The sequence below is a fragment of the Candidatus Methylomirabilota bacterium genome, from assembly GCA_035315345.1.
Taxonomy (GTDB): domain Bacteria; phylum Methylomirabilota; class Methylomirabilia; order Rokubacteriales; family CSP1-6; genus CAMLFJ01.
Genome location: DATFYA010000082.1, coordinates 1 through 12,864, shown reverse-complemented (window position 1 = coordinate 12,864; position 12,864 = coordinate 1). Strand labels below are relative to the sequence as shown.

Genomic DNA, 12,864 nt, shown 5'->3' with positions numbered 1-12,864 from the left:
CCATCGGGTCGAAGAGTCGGGCCGTTCGAGGCAAAGACATGCGACGGATATTGATCGCGCGATCGATCGGGCCCGAGGGGGAATTCGACCTGCACGGGGTGCAGGATACCGGCAGCCCGTGGAAGACGCGGAAGTTGGATCACCTCAACACCGGCAACAACGTGTGGTTCCAGGGACTGGTCTCCACGCTGCTCACCCCGGGCAACCACGTCGAGTTCCTGACGGACGAGATGAGCGTGGAGTACATCAACGACCATTTCGATGCCGTCATACGGCCGCACGCCAACGTCTTCGGCTTTCTGTTCGTGCGGATCATGGAGGATCACGTCCGCGCGTGGAAGGGATTGAAGATCCCGATGTACATCGTCGCCTGCGGTGCGCAGGCAGACTCCTACGACGCGCTGGACGAGCTGGCGGAGACCATCCGGACCCCGGCCTGCCGGTTCATGGACAGCGTCTACGCGACCGGCGGAGAGTTCGCCCTGCGGGGATATTTCACCAAGGCGTTTTTCGACCGCATGGGCTACCACACCGCGGAGGTGACGGGCTGCCCGTCCCTGTATCAATGCGGCAGGGACCTGCGCATCCCCGCGGAGAAAGTGCCGCGTGCCGCGTTCCGGCCGGTGGTGAACGGGCGGCTGGAGCTGGTCGAGCCGCTGCTGCAGGAGCATCGCGACGTGCCGTTCATCGATCAGGGAGATTTCTTGCGCTTTCTCGATGACCCCGCGTTTCGGGAAGAGCACGACCTGGGCCTGCGGGACATGGTCAGGCTGATCGAGCGCCATGGAGCGTTCATGTTCCGGATGATGGGCGCAGACCGCGTCCGGCTCTTCCACGATGTGCCGGAATGGCGGAGCTTCCTGATGGAGAACCGGTTCAGCTTCTCCTTCGGGTCGCGGATCCATGGAAACATCATGGCGATCCTGGCCGGTATCCCCGCGGTCGTCTGCGCCCGTGATTCGCGGACGCGGGAGCTGGCGGAGTTTCATGAGATCCCGTTCGTCGCGAAGGGCGTCTACGACAGAGAGCGGCTGTACGAGCTCTATGCCCGGACGGACTACCGCGCATTCAACCGTGGCTTCGCCGCGAGATACGACCGATATGAAGCGTTCCTCGTCCGGCACGGGCTGGCGGAACGCATCAACCCGGACAATGCCTTCTTCGCGAGCGAGCCGAGACGGACGGAAGCCCGGCCGGTGAACCGGGCGTTCATCGGCGAGATCAACGAGAAGCTGGATCGGCTCGGCCCGGTCTACCGAGCCCTCGGATGGGCCGCCCGGATGAAGCGCGGACTCGCCCGGCTCTTGCGGAGGTGAAGAAGGCCGCGGGCCCCAGCACGGGGGTGATGTTGGGCACGCTCGGGCCCAGGAGCGAGAGGATCGTCATCAGGAGGAGGCCCGGGAAGGCCATCCAGGCGTCCACGCCGCGCTGCGCCCAGAGGTCCACGCGGCCGCTGAAGTAGGCCGAGCCGACCCCGATGATGGTGGCCAGTGTCAAGACCGAAGTGCGTTGTCCAGAAAACACCGAAGTCAGATGTCCCCTGTTCTCGGCGGCCGCCGAGGTTGAAGAGCTTGGCGGCGGCGGCGGCGTCCACGGCGAGGAGAGCCACCGGCTCCTCCACGACCCGAGCGGCGAGCTCGATCGCATGGCCCTGGACCGACCCACACAGGAACTCGGTCCAGCTCACTGCGCTGATGCCCACGGCCTCGCCTCGAACCAGCCACTGGCGCAGCCGGAGACCGGGAGCCCTGTAGCGCTAGCAGACCTGGACGCCAGGATGGCGTATTCGCCAGCGATCCGCGGCTCTTTGACCCGACGTCGCCGTGCCAGGACACGCCCCCTGGGATGGGGCACTCGGTGACAGTTCCGGTGACGATTCAGCCAACCGCGGACATCGAGCGTCCGCCAAGTGGCGGAAAGATCGGCGGCCACCACCTTGGAAATGCTTGATTGGCGGGCTCGACGGGACTTGAACCCGCGACCTCTGGATTGACAGTTCGCTTACCTAGCCTAAGTCTTGCCCCCGTGTTGCCGATCGGGCCCTGCTCCGACGGCGAGGTGGCGATCTTCGATGTCAAGCTCATCTCCCGCTTCGAGTGGTTCCGCAAACGACCCGAAGACGTCGCCTCTACCCCGCCGATCTACATGGCGTTCGATTGCTTGTATCTCGAAGGCCGAGACTTGCGACCGGTCCCGCTTCGAGAGCGGCGAGCCGAACTGGAAGCCGTCGTGGAGAGCGACCATACGCTGATCTTCCCGGCTCGGCGGCTGGCCGCGAATGGGCTTGACGCGTGGGCGCAGGCGGTTGCGGCCGGGTATGGGGCATCGTCGCCAAGGACGGAGCGTCGCCCTACAAGGGCGGGCGCACGTTAACCTGGTTGAAGGTGAAACAGCCGAACTACCGAGAGGGCGAGCGCGGCTGGGAGCCCACGGGGGAAAAGTAGTCCACAGGCCGCCGTGCTGATGTAAGGTCGGCCCGCTGGCCGTCCCTGTCGCCTACTAGCGAGGTACGGCCAGACGAGAGGTCGCCATGGAGCGACGCGCGTTCCTCGGGACCTTGGCCGGCAGCGTGCTCGCCGCGCCGCTCGTCGCCGAGGCGCAGCCGATACCGAAGGTGGCCTTTCTCTGCCCGGGCGCCTGCTCGGGTCTTCCAAATCTGGTCTTTGACGTGGACCGCGCCTTCCTCGCTGGCCTCGAGCGGGGTGGATACGTCTTCGGCCGGAATGCCTCGCTCGACGTGAGTGCCGTCGGAGTCGGCCACAATCGGCTGCCCGAGGCGGCCAGGAAACTCGTTCAACGCAAGGTGGACGTCGTTCTCACGGTCGGGAACGAGGCGACCCGGGTTGCCCGCGAGGCCACGACGAGCACGCCAATCGTCATGCTCAATGTCGCCGACGCCGTGGACGAGGGACTCATCGCGAGCCTCGGTCGACCAGGCGCCAACGTGACCGGCCTGAGCGTGCCCCTTGCCCAGATCGCCGCCAAGCGGATTGAGTTTCTGAGGGAGATCAACCCCAGGCTCACCCGGGTGGCCGCGCTGTGGCACTCCTCGCTCGACCAGCATTTGGACCGGACCGCCCGCCTCCAACGCGTCGCCGACTCGCTCGGCGTCCAGCTTTCCGGTTTCAGTATCGCGACATTTCGGGACCTCGATCAGGCCTTTGGCTCGACGGCCACACGTCCCGACGGCCTGCTCCTCTTCGACAACGTCACGGCGGCACTGGGGAGAGAGATCATGCTGTTCGCCCTGCAGCATCGGATCCCCACGGCTGGTCCGGACCGGCTCTTCGTGCAAGGAGGCGGCCTCCTCGCGTATGGCCCTCACATGCCGGACCTGTACGAGCGGGCCGCGTTCTACGCGAGCAAGATCCTCAAGGGTGCGCGACCGAGTGAGCTTCCCGTGGAGCAGCCCACTCGCTTCGAGCTGACCATCAACAAGGGTGCCGCCGGTGCGCTTGGCCTGACGATCCCCCCGTCGCTCCTGCAGCGGGCGGACCAGGTAATCGAGTGATGAACCGCCGGGCATTCCTTGGGACCGTGGCTGGCAGCCTCCTCGCCGCGCCGCTTGCGGCCGAGGCGCAGCCGGTAGGAAGAATCCGGCGGGTCGGCGTGGTGTCACCATTTGCCTCTGCATTCGGCGCGGGCCCATCCTTCGAGGCATTCCGGCAGACGTTGCGTGAGTTGGGCTACGTAGAGGGACGCAACGTCGCGTTCGCGTATCGCTGGGCGGAGGGGCGATACGATAGGTTGTCGGGGCTCACGGCCGACCTGGTCAGACAGCGAGTGGACGTCCTCTTCGCCTCCTGGAGCACCCCAGCGGCCTTAGCATCAAAAAAGGCAACCACCACCATCCCAATCGTTTTCGCCGGGGTTGGCGACGCGGTCGGGGTGGGCCTGGTCCAAAGCCTCGCGCGGCCGGGTGGGAATGTGACCGGATCCACATTCATCACAGAGGAGACGATCGGCAAACAGCTGGAGCTGCTCAAGCAAGTAGTCCCAAGGATTGTTCACGTCGGAGTGGTGGTGAATCCCGCGAACCCCGTCTATGGCCCAATTTTGACCGCCAGCCAAGCACCGGCCCGAGCACTGGGCCTACAGCTCATACCCGTCAACGTGCAGAGTGGCGAAGAGTTCGAGGGTGCGGTTCGAGCAGCCCGCGACGCTCACGTAGAGGGTCTCGTTGTGTTACGAGATCTCGTGGTTATCGCGAACCAGGAACGGCTCTTGGCCCTGGCTGCCACTAACGGCCTTCCGGTAATGTATGGAATGCAGGAGTTCGTGGCCGCAGGCGGCCTCATGTCCTATGGTCCGAACCTCGTCGAGATGTACCGCCGCGCAGCGTATTTAGTGGACAAGATTCTCAGGGGTGCCAAGCCGGCCGACCTGCCGGTCGAACAGGCCACCAAGTTCGACCTGGTCATCAACCTCAAGACGGCCAAGGCCTTCGGGCTGACGATCCCGCCGTCGCTCCTACAGCGGGCGGATCAGGTGATCGAGTAACGACATGCCCGAGTTCCTCAATCTGTACCGCACCCGGTTCCTTGGACAGTCGTGAACGCACGCACAGGTCGATTTCGGGGGATACCGACATTGCGATCATCGGGTTCTCCGAGGTGCTCAGCGCACGAATGTTCGGCGAGCTGAACGAGAAGCAGGACGAGTACCTGAAGGACATCCACGCCTCCGGGCAGCACCTCCTCGCCCTCATCAACGACATCCTCGACCTGTCCAAGATCGAAGCGGGGCGCATGGACCTCGAGGTGACGGACTTCGACCTGACGATGGCCATCGACAATGCGCTGACCCTGGTCCGCGAGCGGGCCGCGCGCAGGAGCATCGCACTGCACACCACCATCGACGATCGGCTTGGTGAGGTCCAGGGTGACGAGCGAAAGATCCGCCAAGTGCTCCTCAACCTGCTCTCGAATGCGATCAAGTTCACCCCCGAGGGCGGCCGGATCGAAGTCGGGGTGAAGCCGGCGGACGGCTCCGTTGAGGTCTCGGTCAACGACACAGGAGTCGGCATCGCGCCGGAGGATCGGGAGGCGGTGTTCGAGGAGTTTCGGCAGGTGGGGCCGGCCGACAAGAAGGTGGAAGGCACCGGGCTTGGCCTGGCGCTATCGCGGAAGTTCATCGAGCTCCACGGGGGCAAGATCTGGGTCAAGAGTCAGGTCGGGCAGGGCTCGACGTTCACGTTCACCGTGCCGGCGCGCCGCGGCGAATGAGCTCGACTACGCGAAGGGGCCGAGCAGCGTCCGGATAAAGCACCGGGCTGCGCCCGGCAGGCACCACCCAGACTTCACCCCGGGAAAAGAGGATACGCTTGGCATCACACGCGCTTATCTGGCAGTCTGAGGACAGGTAGAAACTGTTCTACCAGGGGAGTTCGTGACGCCGCCATGTCCCTGAACATCAAAGACGCCGAAGCCCACCATCTAGCCCGGGCACTTGCCAAGGAAACCGGCGAAACCATGACCCGCGCGGTGACCGAGGCCCTGCGGGAGCGCCTCGAACGCGTCCGCCGCCGCAAGCGGCCCGAGGCTACCGCCGCCGAGTTGCTTGCGATTGGCCGCCGCTGCGCCGGAACCCTCAAGGGCGAGCCAGTCGATCACGCCGACCTGCTCTATGACGACAGGGGCCTTCCCCGATGATCGTGGACACTTCGGCGCTGCTCGCCATCCTGTTCGATGAGCCCGACGCCGAACGTTACGCTCGCGCCCTTGCCGAGGCCGACACGATGCGCGTTTCCGCCGGCAACTTCGTCGAGGCCGCGGTCGTCGTCGAGGCGCAGACCAATGCTGGCGGCCGAGGCCAGTTCGATACGCTGATCCGCCGCGCCGGCATCGTCAAGGGCCCGGATTTCAGCAAGACCGACGTCACCGCAGCGCTTCCCTTTCCGTAGAAGCCGAGCCAACCGCCCCGCAGAAAATGGCCACAGCGTTACGGCGCCGTGTCGCGCCGGCGGGTCAGCCCCCGCCGCGCAGGCGCGGGTCGAGCAGATCCCGGAGCGCGTCACCCAGCATGTTGAACCCGAAGACCGCCAGCGACAGCGCCGCCGCCGGGTAGATCGCGAGCCAGGGCGCCTGGTACATGTGGTCGAGCCCGGCCAGCGACAGCATGCCGCCCCAGGTCGGGTAGGGCGGCGGCACTCCGAGGCCGAGGAAGGACAGGCTCGCCTCGGTCAGGATGACGGTGGACAGCCCGGTTGTCGCCACCACGATGATCGTGGGCAGCACGTTGGGCAGGATGTGGGCGGCGGTGATGCGCAGGTGGGTGGACCCGAGCGCGAGCGCGCCTTCCACGTACGTCAGCTCCTTGATGGTGAGCGCCGCGCTCCGCACGACGCGGGAGTTCTGGATGCCGAAGGCGACGCCGAGCACGAGCGTGATGTTGAGCACGCTCGGGCCCAGGAGCGAGAGGATCGTCATCAGGAGCAGGAGGCCGGGGAAGGCCATCCAGGCGTCCACGCCGCGCTGCGCCCACAGATCCACGCGGCCGCCGAAGTACGCCGAGCCGACCCCGATGAGGCTGGCCAGCGCCGCGCCCAGCGCGATGGCCCCGAACCCGACGTAGAGCGAGATGCGCGCGCCGTAGAGGATGCGGGTGAGCAGATCGCGCCCGAGGTGGTCGGTGCCGAGCCAGTGGGCGGCGCTCGCCGACTGCAGGCGCTCGCGCAGGCTCGTCTCCGCGAAGCCGTAGGGCGACAGCATCTCCGCGCCCAGGGCCGCGGCCAGCATGACCAGCACGATGACGCCGCCGACCACGCCGAGCGGCTTGCGCCGGAGCAGCTGCGGCCAGACGTCGAGGTACCACGGCCGCGGGGCCGCCCGGACGGCCGCCGCCGGGGGCGCGCCGGGCAGCGCCAGCGCGCTACCGGTATCGGATGCGCGGGTCGAGGAAGGCATACGAGAGATCGATCGCCAGGTTGAGGCCCACCACCATGGTCGCCACGATGAGGTTGACCGACTGGACGACCGGATAGTCCATGCGGGTGAGCGCCTCGAAGAAGAAGAGCCCCACGCCGGGCAGCCGGAAGATGGTTTCCATGATCACCGAGCCGCCGATGTAGAGCGGCATCTGCAGCCCGATGAGGCTGATGACCGGGATCAGCGCGTTCTTGAGCGCGTGCCGCAGCACGATGCCGCGCTCCGGGAGGCCTTTGGACCACGCGGTGCGGATGTACTCCTGGCGGAGGACGTCGAGCAGGGCCGAGCGCATGATGCGCATGATGGGCCCGGCCCGGGTGATCCCGAAGACGAGGGCGGGGACCAGCATGATCTTGAGGTTGGCGAGGGGATTCTCGGTGAACGGCACGTAGGTCCAGACCGGCGTCCACTTGAACAGGATGGCCGGGACGACGACCACCACCACCGCCAGGCCGAAGTACGGCACGGAGAGCGCCAGGATGGCCAGCACGCGCCCGGCGTAGTCGGCGGCGCTGTCCTGGCGCACCGCGGAGACGATGCCGATCGCGACGCCGATCACCACCGAGACCAGGATCGTCAGGACGGCCAGCTCGAGCGTCACCGGGAAGCGGCGGGCGAACTCGTCCCAGATGGGCTGGCGCGTCCAGTAGGAGCGGCCGAAGTCACCGCGGGTGAGGATGCCTCCGACCCACTCCGCATACTGCACGTAGGCGGGCCGGTCCAGGCCGAGGTCCTTGCGCATCGCCTCGATCGTCGGGGCGTAGGCCTGCCCCTCCACCATGCGGAGGACGACGTCGCCGGGCATGAGGCGCATCATGACGAACACGATGACGCTCACCAGGAACAGCGTCGGCACCGCGAGGGCGAATCGGCGCAGGACGTACTGGTGCACGGCCGCCGCCGATCAGCGGTCGATCCAGGTGTACATGTACTTGAGCCCCATGCCGTAGCCGTCGTGGTGCTTGAAGCCCTTGACGTGCCGGGCGTGGGAGATGTACTGGGGCCCGTTGGGGAAGTAGACGTAGTAGGCCTTGTCCGCCAGGTAGCGCTGGATCTCGTCGATCATCTCCTTGCGCTTCTTCGGGTCGAGCTCGCGGCGCTGCGCGATCAGCATCCGGTTCAGCTCGGCGTCGGCCACGTGGCTGCGGTTGTTGGGCTGCTCGGGGGCGTGGGTGCCGTAGAGCCAGTCGTCGATCTCGGTGAACGGCGTGATGGGGCCGATGGCCATCTTCTCGAACTTGCCCAGGTAGGTGGTCGAGATGTACTTCCCGTACTCCTCGGGCTTCAGCTCGACCTGGATGCCGACCTTGCTCAGGTTGTCGGCGGCCAGCTCGTAGATCGAGCGCCAGGGCGGCGCGTAGCCCGGCCAGTGGAAGGCGGGCGTGGCGAAGCCGCCGCGGTGCCCGGCCTCGGCCAGGAGCTTCCTGGCCTCGGCGGGATCGTAGCCGGTGAGGTACTTCGCCTTCGCGGGATCGAGCCTGGCGGGGTCGATCTTCCACTCCTTCATCGCGCAGGGCACCGGGCCGCTGTCGATGCACGCCTCGCCCGCGTAGAGCCCGTCGTTCCAGGTCTTGCGGTCGATGGCCAGCGCCACTGCTCGCCGCACGCGCACGTCGTTGAAGGGGGGCTGATCGGTGCGCATGTAGATGATGCCCATGCCGATGATCTGCGTCGGGGTGATCGAGAGGTCGGGGTTGGTCTTCTGGAGCGACTTGCCTTCCTCGACGCTCGCGTAACCCCACATGTGCCCGAAGTCGACCTTGCCCGCGCGGAGGAGCGAGAGCCGGGTGTTGCCGTCCGGCGTGATCTCGAGCTCCACCGAATCCACGTAGGGCAGGCCCTTGACGTAGTAGTCGGGGTTGCGCTCCCAGACGATCCGCACGCCCTTCTGGTACGACTTCAGCATGAAGGGGCCGGTGCCGATGATGGCCTCGGGGCGATTGAAGTCGCCGAACTGATCCTCGACCTCCTTCGGCAGGATCGCGGTGAACGCCGGGCTGGCCAGGTGGTTGAGCAGCGGCGCGAAGGGCTCCTTGAGGGTGATCCGGACCGTGTAGCGGTCCGGCGTCTCGATCGACTGGACCTGGTCGAGGCGCGACTTGAACCCGGACTTCGCCATGAAGCGCTCGAGCGAGTACTTCACGTCGGCCGAGGTGACCTCGCGCCCGTTCACCGGCGGCTTGTTGTGGAACTTCACCCCCTTGCGGAGCGTGAAGACCACCGTGGTCGGGCTCGGGTACTCCCACTTCTCGGCGAGGTCCGGGAGGATCGAGAAGTCGGCGGTGTGCTTCTGCTCGGGACCGTGGGGGAAGCGAACGAGCTGACTGTAGGCCATGCTCGCCCACGAGTGGGTCAGGAAGCTGATCGAGAGGTGCGGATCGAGGTTGGGCGCCTCACGGTCGGCGAGCCGGACGGTGCCGCCCCGCTTGGGCTGCTGCGCGTCCGCGGGCGGGGGCAGGGTCAGGATCACGAGCGCTGCGCACGCGGCCAGGACGAAGGATCGGATCATGGTCGCCTCCCTCGGTCGGGTGGAGGGGCTCGGAAAGTGCGCCCATTATGGACAGGCCGGGCGCCTTGTCAACCGCCTGCCTGCCCGCGGTTCGGTCAGGCCCACTCGCGTCTGAGCTGCTCCCGGCTGTACCCGGCCTGCTCGAGCTGCTTCAGCACGAGCGACAGGCTGGTAGCGCTGAGTGTCTGGGGCCCGTGGCCAAGGACCACCACGTGATGGCCTCGAAGATTGAAGTGCTTGTGCCCGTCGGCGCGCTTCACCCGGACGGCGCCCTCGCGCAGCAGCCATCGCTCGAGCTCCCGGCGTGTGATCACGGCTAGAAGGTGAGCGGGATCTCCCGCCGCTCGCGCAGAGAGCGCTCCGCCTCGACGCACACGATCACGCGCTTGCGCGCCTCTTCGCCCGACACCAGCGGACGTCGCGCGCGGAAGGCCACCACCGCCTGCGCGAGCTGGGTCTCCAGCTCGAACAGCTCGCCGGACGCGGCCAGGGTGACGGTCTCGGCCTCCGCCGCGCCGCGCCGCGTGACCTTCAGCTCGAACGCGGGCTGGCGCGTGCGGTCGAGGGTGCCGGACCACCAGGCGCGGATGGCGCCCTCGCGCCCGACCACCTCGGTCACGTGGTGGTACTCGAAGGCGGCGAGCGTCTCGGTGACGACGGCGTAGGCGCCGCCGCGGAAGCGCAGGAGCGCGGTGAAGTTGTCCTCCATGCCTTCCTCGGCGCGCCGGCCGTTGCCGAGGGCCAGGACCGACAGCGGGTCGCCGTGGCGCTCGAGATACCACATGAGGGAATCGAAGGCGTGGACGGGCTCCTCGAGGATCCACGAGCCCACGCGCGACCGATCGTGACGCCAGCCGTCGGCGCCCGGCCGGTAGGGAAAGCGGAAGAGGGTGTGGAGCGCGTACACCGGCTCGCCGATGTCACCGGCGTCGATGATGGCCTTCACGCGGCCCCACTGGGTGGAGAGCCTCAGCTCGTGGCCGACCGTGAGGACCCGCCCGGACCGGCGGGCCGCCGTGAGGAGCCGATCGCACTGCTCCGCGGTGGCCGCCATCGGCTTCTCGAGCAGCACGTCCTTGCCCTGGTCGAGGGCGGCGACGCCGATCTCCTCGTGCAGGTGGTTGGGCACCACCAGGTCGGCCACGTCCACGTCGGGGCGCGCGAGCAGCTCGCGGTAGTCCAGGTGCACCGGCACGTCGGGGAAGTCCCGCCGCGCCAGCGCGGCCGTCGCCTCGCTCCGGCAGGCGATGGCGGCCAGGATCGCGCCGGGCGCCTTGCGGATGGCAGTCGCGTGGTGCCGGCCCCACAGCCCGTAGCCGATCAGCCCGAAGCGCATGCTTAGCCTTTCACCGCGCCCGAGACCAGCCCGCGCACCACGTACTTCTGCAGGAGCAGCACCAGCGCCAGCGTGGGCAGGAGGCCGAGCAGGCAGATCGCCATCATGAGGGTGAAGAACACGAAGTAGTCGGAGACGAGCCCGGCCAGGATCACCGGCACGGTCATGGCCTCCGGCCGGCTGACCACGATCAGGGGGATCAGCAGCTCGTGCCAGGAGATGATGAACAGGATCACCGCGCAGGCGGCCAGGCCCGGGGTCGAGAGCGGCAGGATCATCCGGAGGAACGCGGTGAAGCGCGTGCAGCCATCGATCCGGGCCGCGTCCTCCAGCTCCCCCGGGAAGGACGCGAAGTACGGCACCAGGATCATGATGGCGTACGGGATCAGGAAGCCGACCTCGGCGAGGATCACGCCGGCGAGCGAGTTCAGGAGCCCGTAGGTCCGGAACAGCACGTACAGCGGGACCATCAGGACGATGAGCGGCACCATCCGGCTCAGCGCGCTCATCTGGAGCAGCGCCCGCGTCCAGCGCACCCGGAGCCGGGCGATGGTGTAGGCCGAGAGGCTGGCCAGGACGAGCGCGATGAGCGTGACCGCGACGCCGACGATGAGGCTGTTGAGGAACGCGGTCGGGAAGCGCTCGACCGACTTGGGCAGGTACGACACCTGCTGGAAGATCGGCCCCCGCTCGGCGCCGGCGGAGAGGATGAGCCGGAAGTTGGCCGCGGTGTACTCGCGCGGCAGGAGCGCCCGCGTGTCGCCCTGCAGGGTCTTCTCCGACTGGACGGCCGACAGGACGAGGGGCGCCAGCGGCGCGATCAGGAACGCGATCGCCAGGACGTTCGCGAGCCAGAGCGCCGCGCGCCGCGGCCACGGCAGACGGCGGCTCACCACTCCACCCGCCGGTAGACGAAGCGCACGTACAGGAGCGCGACGGCGCCGATGATCAGCGTGAGCCCCCACGCGGAGGCGGCCCCGAGGCCGACGTTGAAGGGCGGCTGGAACGCCATCTTGTAGGTGTACCAGGCCGCCACCCACGTGTCGTTGCCCGGGCCGCCCTGGGTGATGGCCAGGATCTCGTCGAACACCATGAAGGCGAAGGTGGTGCGCAGCACCAGCGTCACCGCGAGGATCGGGCGCAGCAGGGGCAGGGTGAGGCTCCAGAACGCCGACCAGCCCGAGGCGCCGTCCACCTCCGCCGCCTCGTACAGCTCGCGCGGGATGCCCTGGAGCGCCGCGTGGTAGAGGAGGATGTTGAACGGGGTCGTGCGCCACACGTACGCGGCGATCACCGCGGCCATCGCGAGCGTCGGGTTGCCCAGCCAGTTCACGTAGCCGTCGATGAGCCCGAGCGCCGACAGCACGCGGTTGAGATAGCCGTACTGGGCGTTGAGGATGAACGACCAGAGCAGTCCGTTGACGATCGGCGGCACCGCCCAGGGGACCAGGATCAGCACGCGGGTCACCCGCGAGAGCCACACCCGCTCCTCGTTCACGATCAGCGCGATGACGAGGGCGATCACCACCTCGAGGGCCACCGAGGCGGCGACGAAGACCAGCGTGTGCCGGAGCGAGAGCCAGAAGAGCTCGTCCCGGACGAGCCGCGCGAAGTTGGCCAGGCCGGCGAACGGGAACTCGCCCGTGCGCAACTGGCGCAGGCTCACCTCGTGCAGGGACAGGTAGCCCGCGTAGCCGATCGGGTAGGCCAGCACCAGCGCCAGGCACAGGATCGACGGCGCGTTCATCAGCGCCGCCAGCCGTCCCGCCGACAGCTCGCCGCGCCGGAGCGCGGTTGCCGGGCTCACCGCGAGGTCAGGCGCTCTTGGCCTTCGCGACGGCGGCGACCATGTTGTCGCACGCCTGGTCGGCGGTGATCTTGCCCTGCAGGCACGCGGTCAGCTCGACGTTCATGGCGTCGCTCCAGCGCGGATACCACTTCTGGGAGACCGCGGGCACCACGTCGGAGAAGTTGGACGCGCGCTTCCAGACGTCGAGGATCGTCGGCACGTCGCCCCACTTCGCCCAGCCCTTCTTGAGGAGATCGCTCTCCATGACCGACTGGTAGCCGCTGCCGAGCATGGCGTCGGTGGC

At 67.6% G+C, this 12,864-nt stretch carries 14 protein-coding genes; 6 read left to right on the top strand and 8 right to left on the bottom strand.

The window, feature by feature from the left end; translation table 11 throughout:
- The first annotated feature begins 38 nt into the window (after positions 1-38).
- The 6 genes from VKN16_09990 to VKN16_09965 all read left to right on the top strand — a co-directional run bounded on the left by VKN16_09990 (position 39) and on the right by VKN16_09965 (position 5,902).
- Complete coding sequence (locus VKN16_09990; protein ID HME94533.1) at positions 39-1,316, top strand: polysaccharide pyruvyl transferase family protein; 1,278 nt, start codon at positions 39-41, stop codon at positions 1,314-1,316.
- A gap of 1,214 nt (positions 1,317-2,530) precedes the next feature.
- The gene (locus tag VKN16_09985; protein ID HME94532.1) at positions 2,531-3,511 is read left to right on the top strand and encodes an ABC transporter substrate-binding protein; all 981 of its coding nucleotides are present in this window, start codon (positions 2,531-2,533) and stop codon (positions 3,509-3,511) included.
- A complete protein-coding gene (locus tag VKN16_09980) occupies positions 3,511-4,500 on the top strand; it encodes an ABC transporter substrate-binding protein (protein ID HME94531.1) in 990 nt (329 codons plus the stop codon). The genes VKN16_09985 and VKN16_09980 overlap by 1 nt, the downstream gene beginning before the upstream one ends.
- 41 nt (positions 4,501-4,541) lie before the next feature.
- Positions 4,542-5,225, top strand: a complete 684-nt coding sequence (locus VKN16_09975) for a HAMP domain-containing sensor histidine kinase (GenBank protein ID HME94530.1) — start codon at positions 4,542-4,544, stop codon at positions 5,223-5,225.
- A 174-nt stretch (positions 5,226-5,399) separates the two neighbouring features.
- Positions 5,400-5,651, top strand: coding sequence for a type II toxin-antitoxin system VapB family antitoxin (locus VKN16_09970; protein ID HME94529.1), 252 nt, complete (start codon positions 5,400-5,402; stop codon positions 5,649-5,651).
- Positions 5,648-5,902 (top strand): type II toxin-antitoxin system VapC family toxin, encoded by a 255-nt coding sequence (locus tag VKN16_09965; GenBank protein ID HME94528.1) that lies wholly within the window; start codon positions 5,648-5,650, stop codon positions 5,900-5,902. Before VKN16_09970 ends, VKN16_09965 begins: the two co-directional genes overlap by 4 nt.
- Positions 5,903-5,966: 64 nt before the next feature.
- Here the strand turns inward: VKN16_09965 and VKN16_09960 are convergent, their stop codons facing one another.
- The 8 genes from VKN16_09960 to VKN16_09925 form a co-directional block, all read right to left on the bottom strand.
- Entirely contained in the window at positions 5,967-6,905 is a 939-nt protein-coding gene (locus VKN16_09960; protein HME94527.1) for an ABC transporter permease, read from the bottom strand.
- On the bottom strand, positions 6,871-7,818 hold the full coding sequence (locus VKN16_09955; protein HME94526.1) for an ABC transporter permease: 948 nt from the start codon (positions 7,816-7,818) through the stop codon (positions 6,871-6,873). Before VKN16_09955 ends, VKN16_09960 begins: the two co-directional genes overlap by 35 nt.
- Positions 7,819-7,830: 12 nt before the next feature.
- On the bottom strand, positions 7,831-9,435 hold the full coding sequence (locus tag VKN16_09950; protein ID HME94525.1) for an ABC transporter substrate-binding protein: 1,605 nt from the start codon (positions 9,433-9,435) through the stop codon (positions 7,831-7,833).
- A 95-nt stretch (positions 9,436-9,530) separates the two neighbouring features.
- The gene (locus tag VKN16_09945; GenBank protein HME94524.1) at positions 9,531-9,749 is read right to left on the bottom strand and encodes a hypothetical protein; all 219 of its coding nucleotides are present in this window, start codon (positions 9,747-9,749) and stop codon (positions 9,531-9,533) included.
- A 2-nt stretch (positions 9,750-9,751) separates the two neighbouring features.
- A complete protein-coding gene (locus VKN16_09940) occupies positions 9,752-10,771 on the bottom strand; it encodes a Gfo/Idh/MocA family oxidoreductase (GenBank protein HME94523.1) in 1,020 nt (339 codons plus the stop codon).
- 2 nt (positions 10,772-10,773) lie between these two features.
- Complete coding sequence (locus VKN16_09935; protein HME94522.1) at positions 10,774-11,664, bottom strand: carbohydrate ABC transporter permease; 891 nt, start codon at positions 11,662-11,664, stop codon at positions 10,774-10,776.
- Positions 11,661-12,578, bottom strand: a complete 918-nt coding sequence (locus VKN16_09930) for a sugar ABC transporter permease (GenBank protein HME94521.1) — start codon at positions 12,576-12,578, stop codon at positions 11,661-11,663. Before VKN16_09930 ends, VKN16_09935 begins: the two co-directional genes overlap by 4 nt.
- A 7-nt stretch (positions 12,579-12,585) precedes the next feature.
- Positions 12,586-12,864: hypothetical protein (locus VKN16_09925; GenBank protein HME94520.1), on the bottom strand; the 279-nt coding region annotated here is incomplete at its 5' end.

Bases quoted from the DNA above. Each gene is read 5' to 3' on its own strand.
- VKN16_09990 (HME94533.1), top strand. From the start codon at position 39: ATGCGACGGATATTGATCGCGCGATCGATCGGGCCCGAGGGGGAATTC.
- VKN16_09985 (HME94532.1), top strand. From the start codon at position 2,531: ATGGAGCGACGCGCGTTCCTCGGGACCTTGGCCGGCAGCGTGCTCGCC.
- VKN16_09980 (HME94531.1), top strand. From the start codon at position 3,511: ATGAACCGCCGGGCATTCCTTGGGACCGTGGCTGGCAGCCTCCTCGCC.
- VKN16_09970 (HME94529.1), top strand. From the start codon at position 5,400: ATGTCCCTGAACATCAAAGACGCCGAAGCCCACCATCTAGCCCGGGCA.
- VKN16_09965 (HME94528.1), top strand. From the start codon at position 5,648: ATGATCGTGGACACTTCGGCGCTGCTCGCCATCCTGTTCGATGAGCCC.
- VKN16_09960 (HME94527.1), bottom strand. From the start codon at position 6,905: ATGCCTTCCTCGACCCGCGCATCCGATACCGGTAGCGCGCTGGCGCTG.
- VKN16_09950 (HME94525.1), bottom strand. From the start codon at position 9,435: ATGATCCGATCCTTCGTCCTGGCCGCGTGCGCAGCGCTCGTGATCCTG.
- VKN16_09940 (HME94523.1), bottom strand. From the start codon at position 10,771: ATGCGCTTCGGGCTGATCGGCTACGGGCTGTGGGGCCGGCACCACGCG.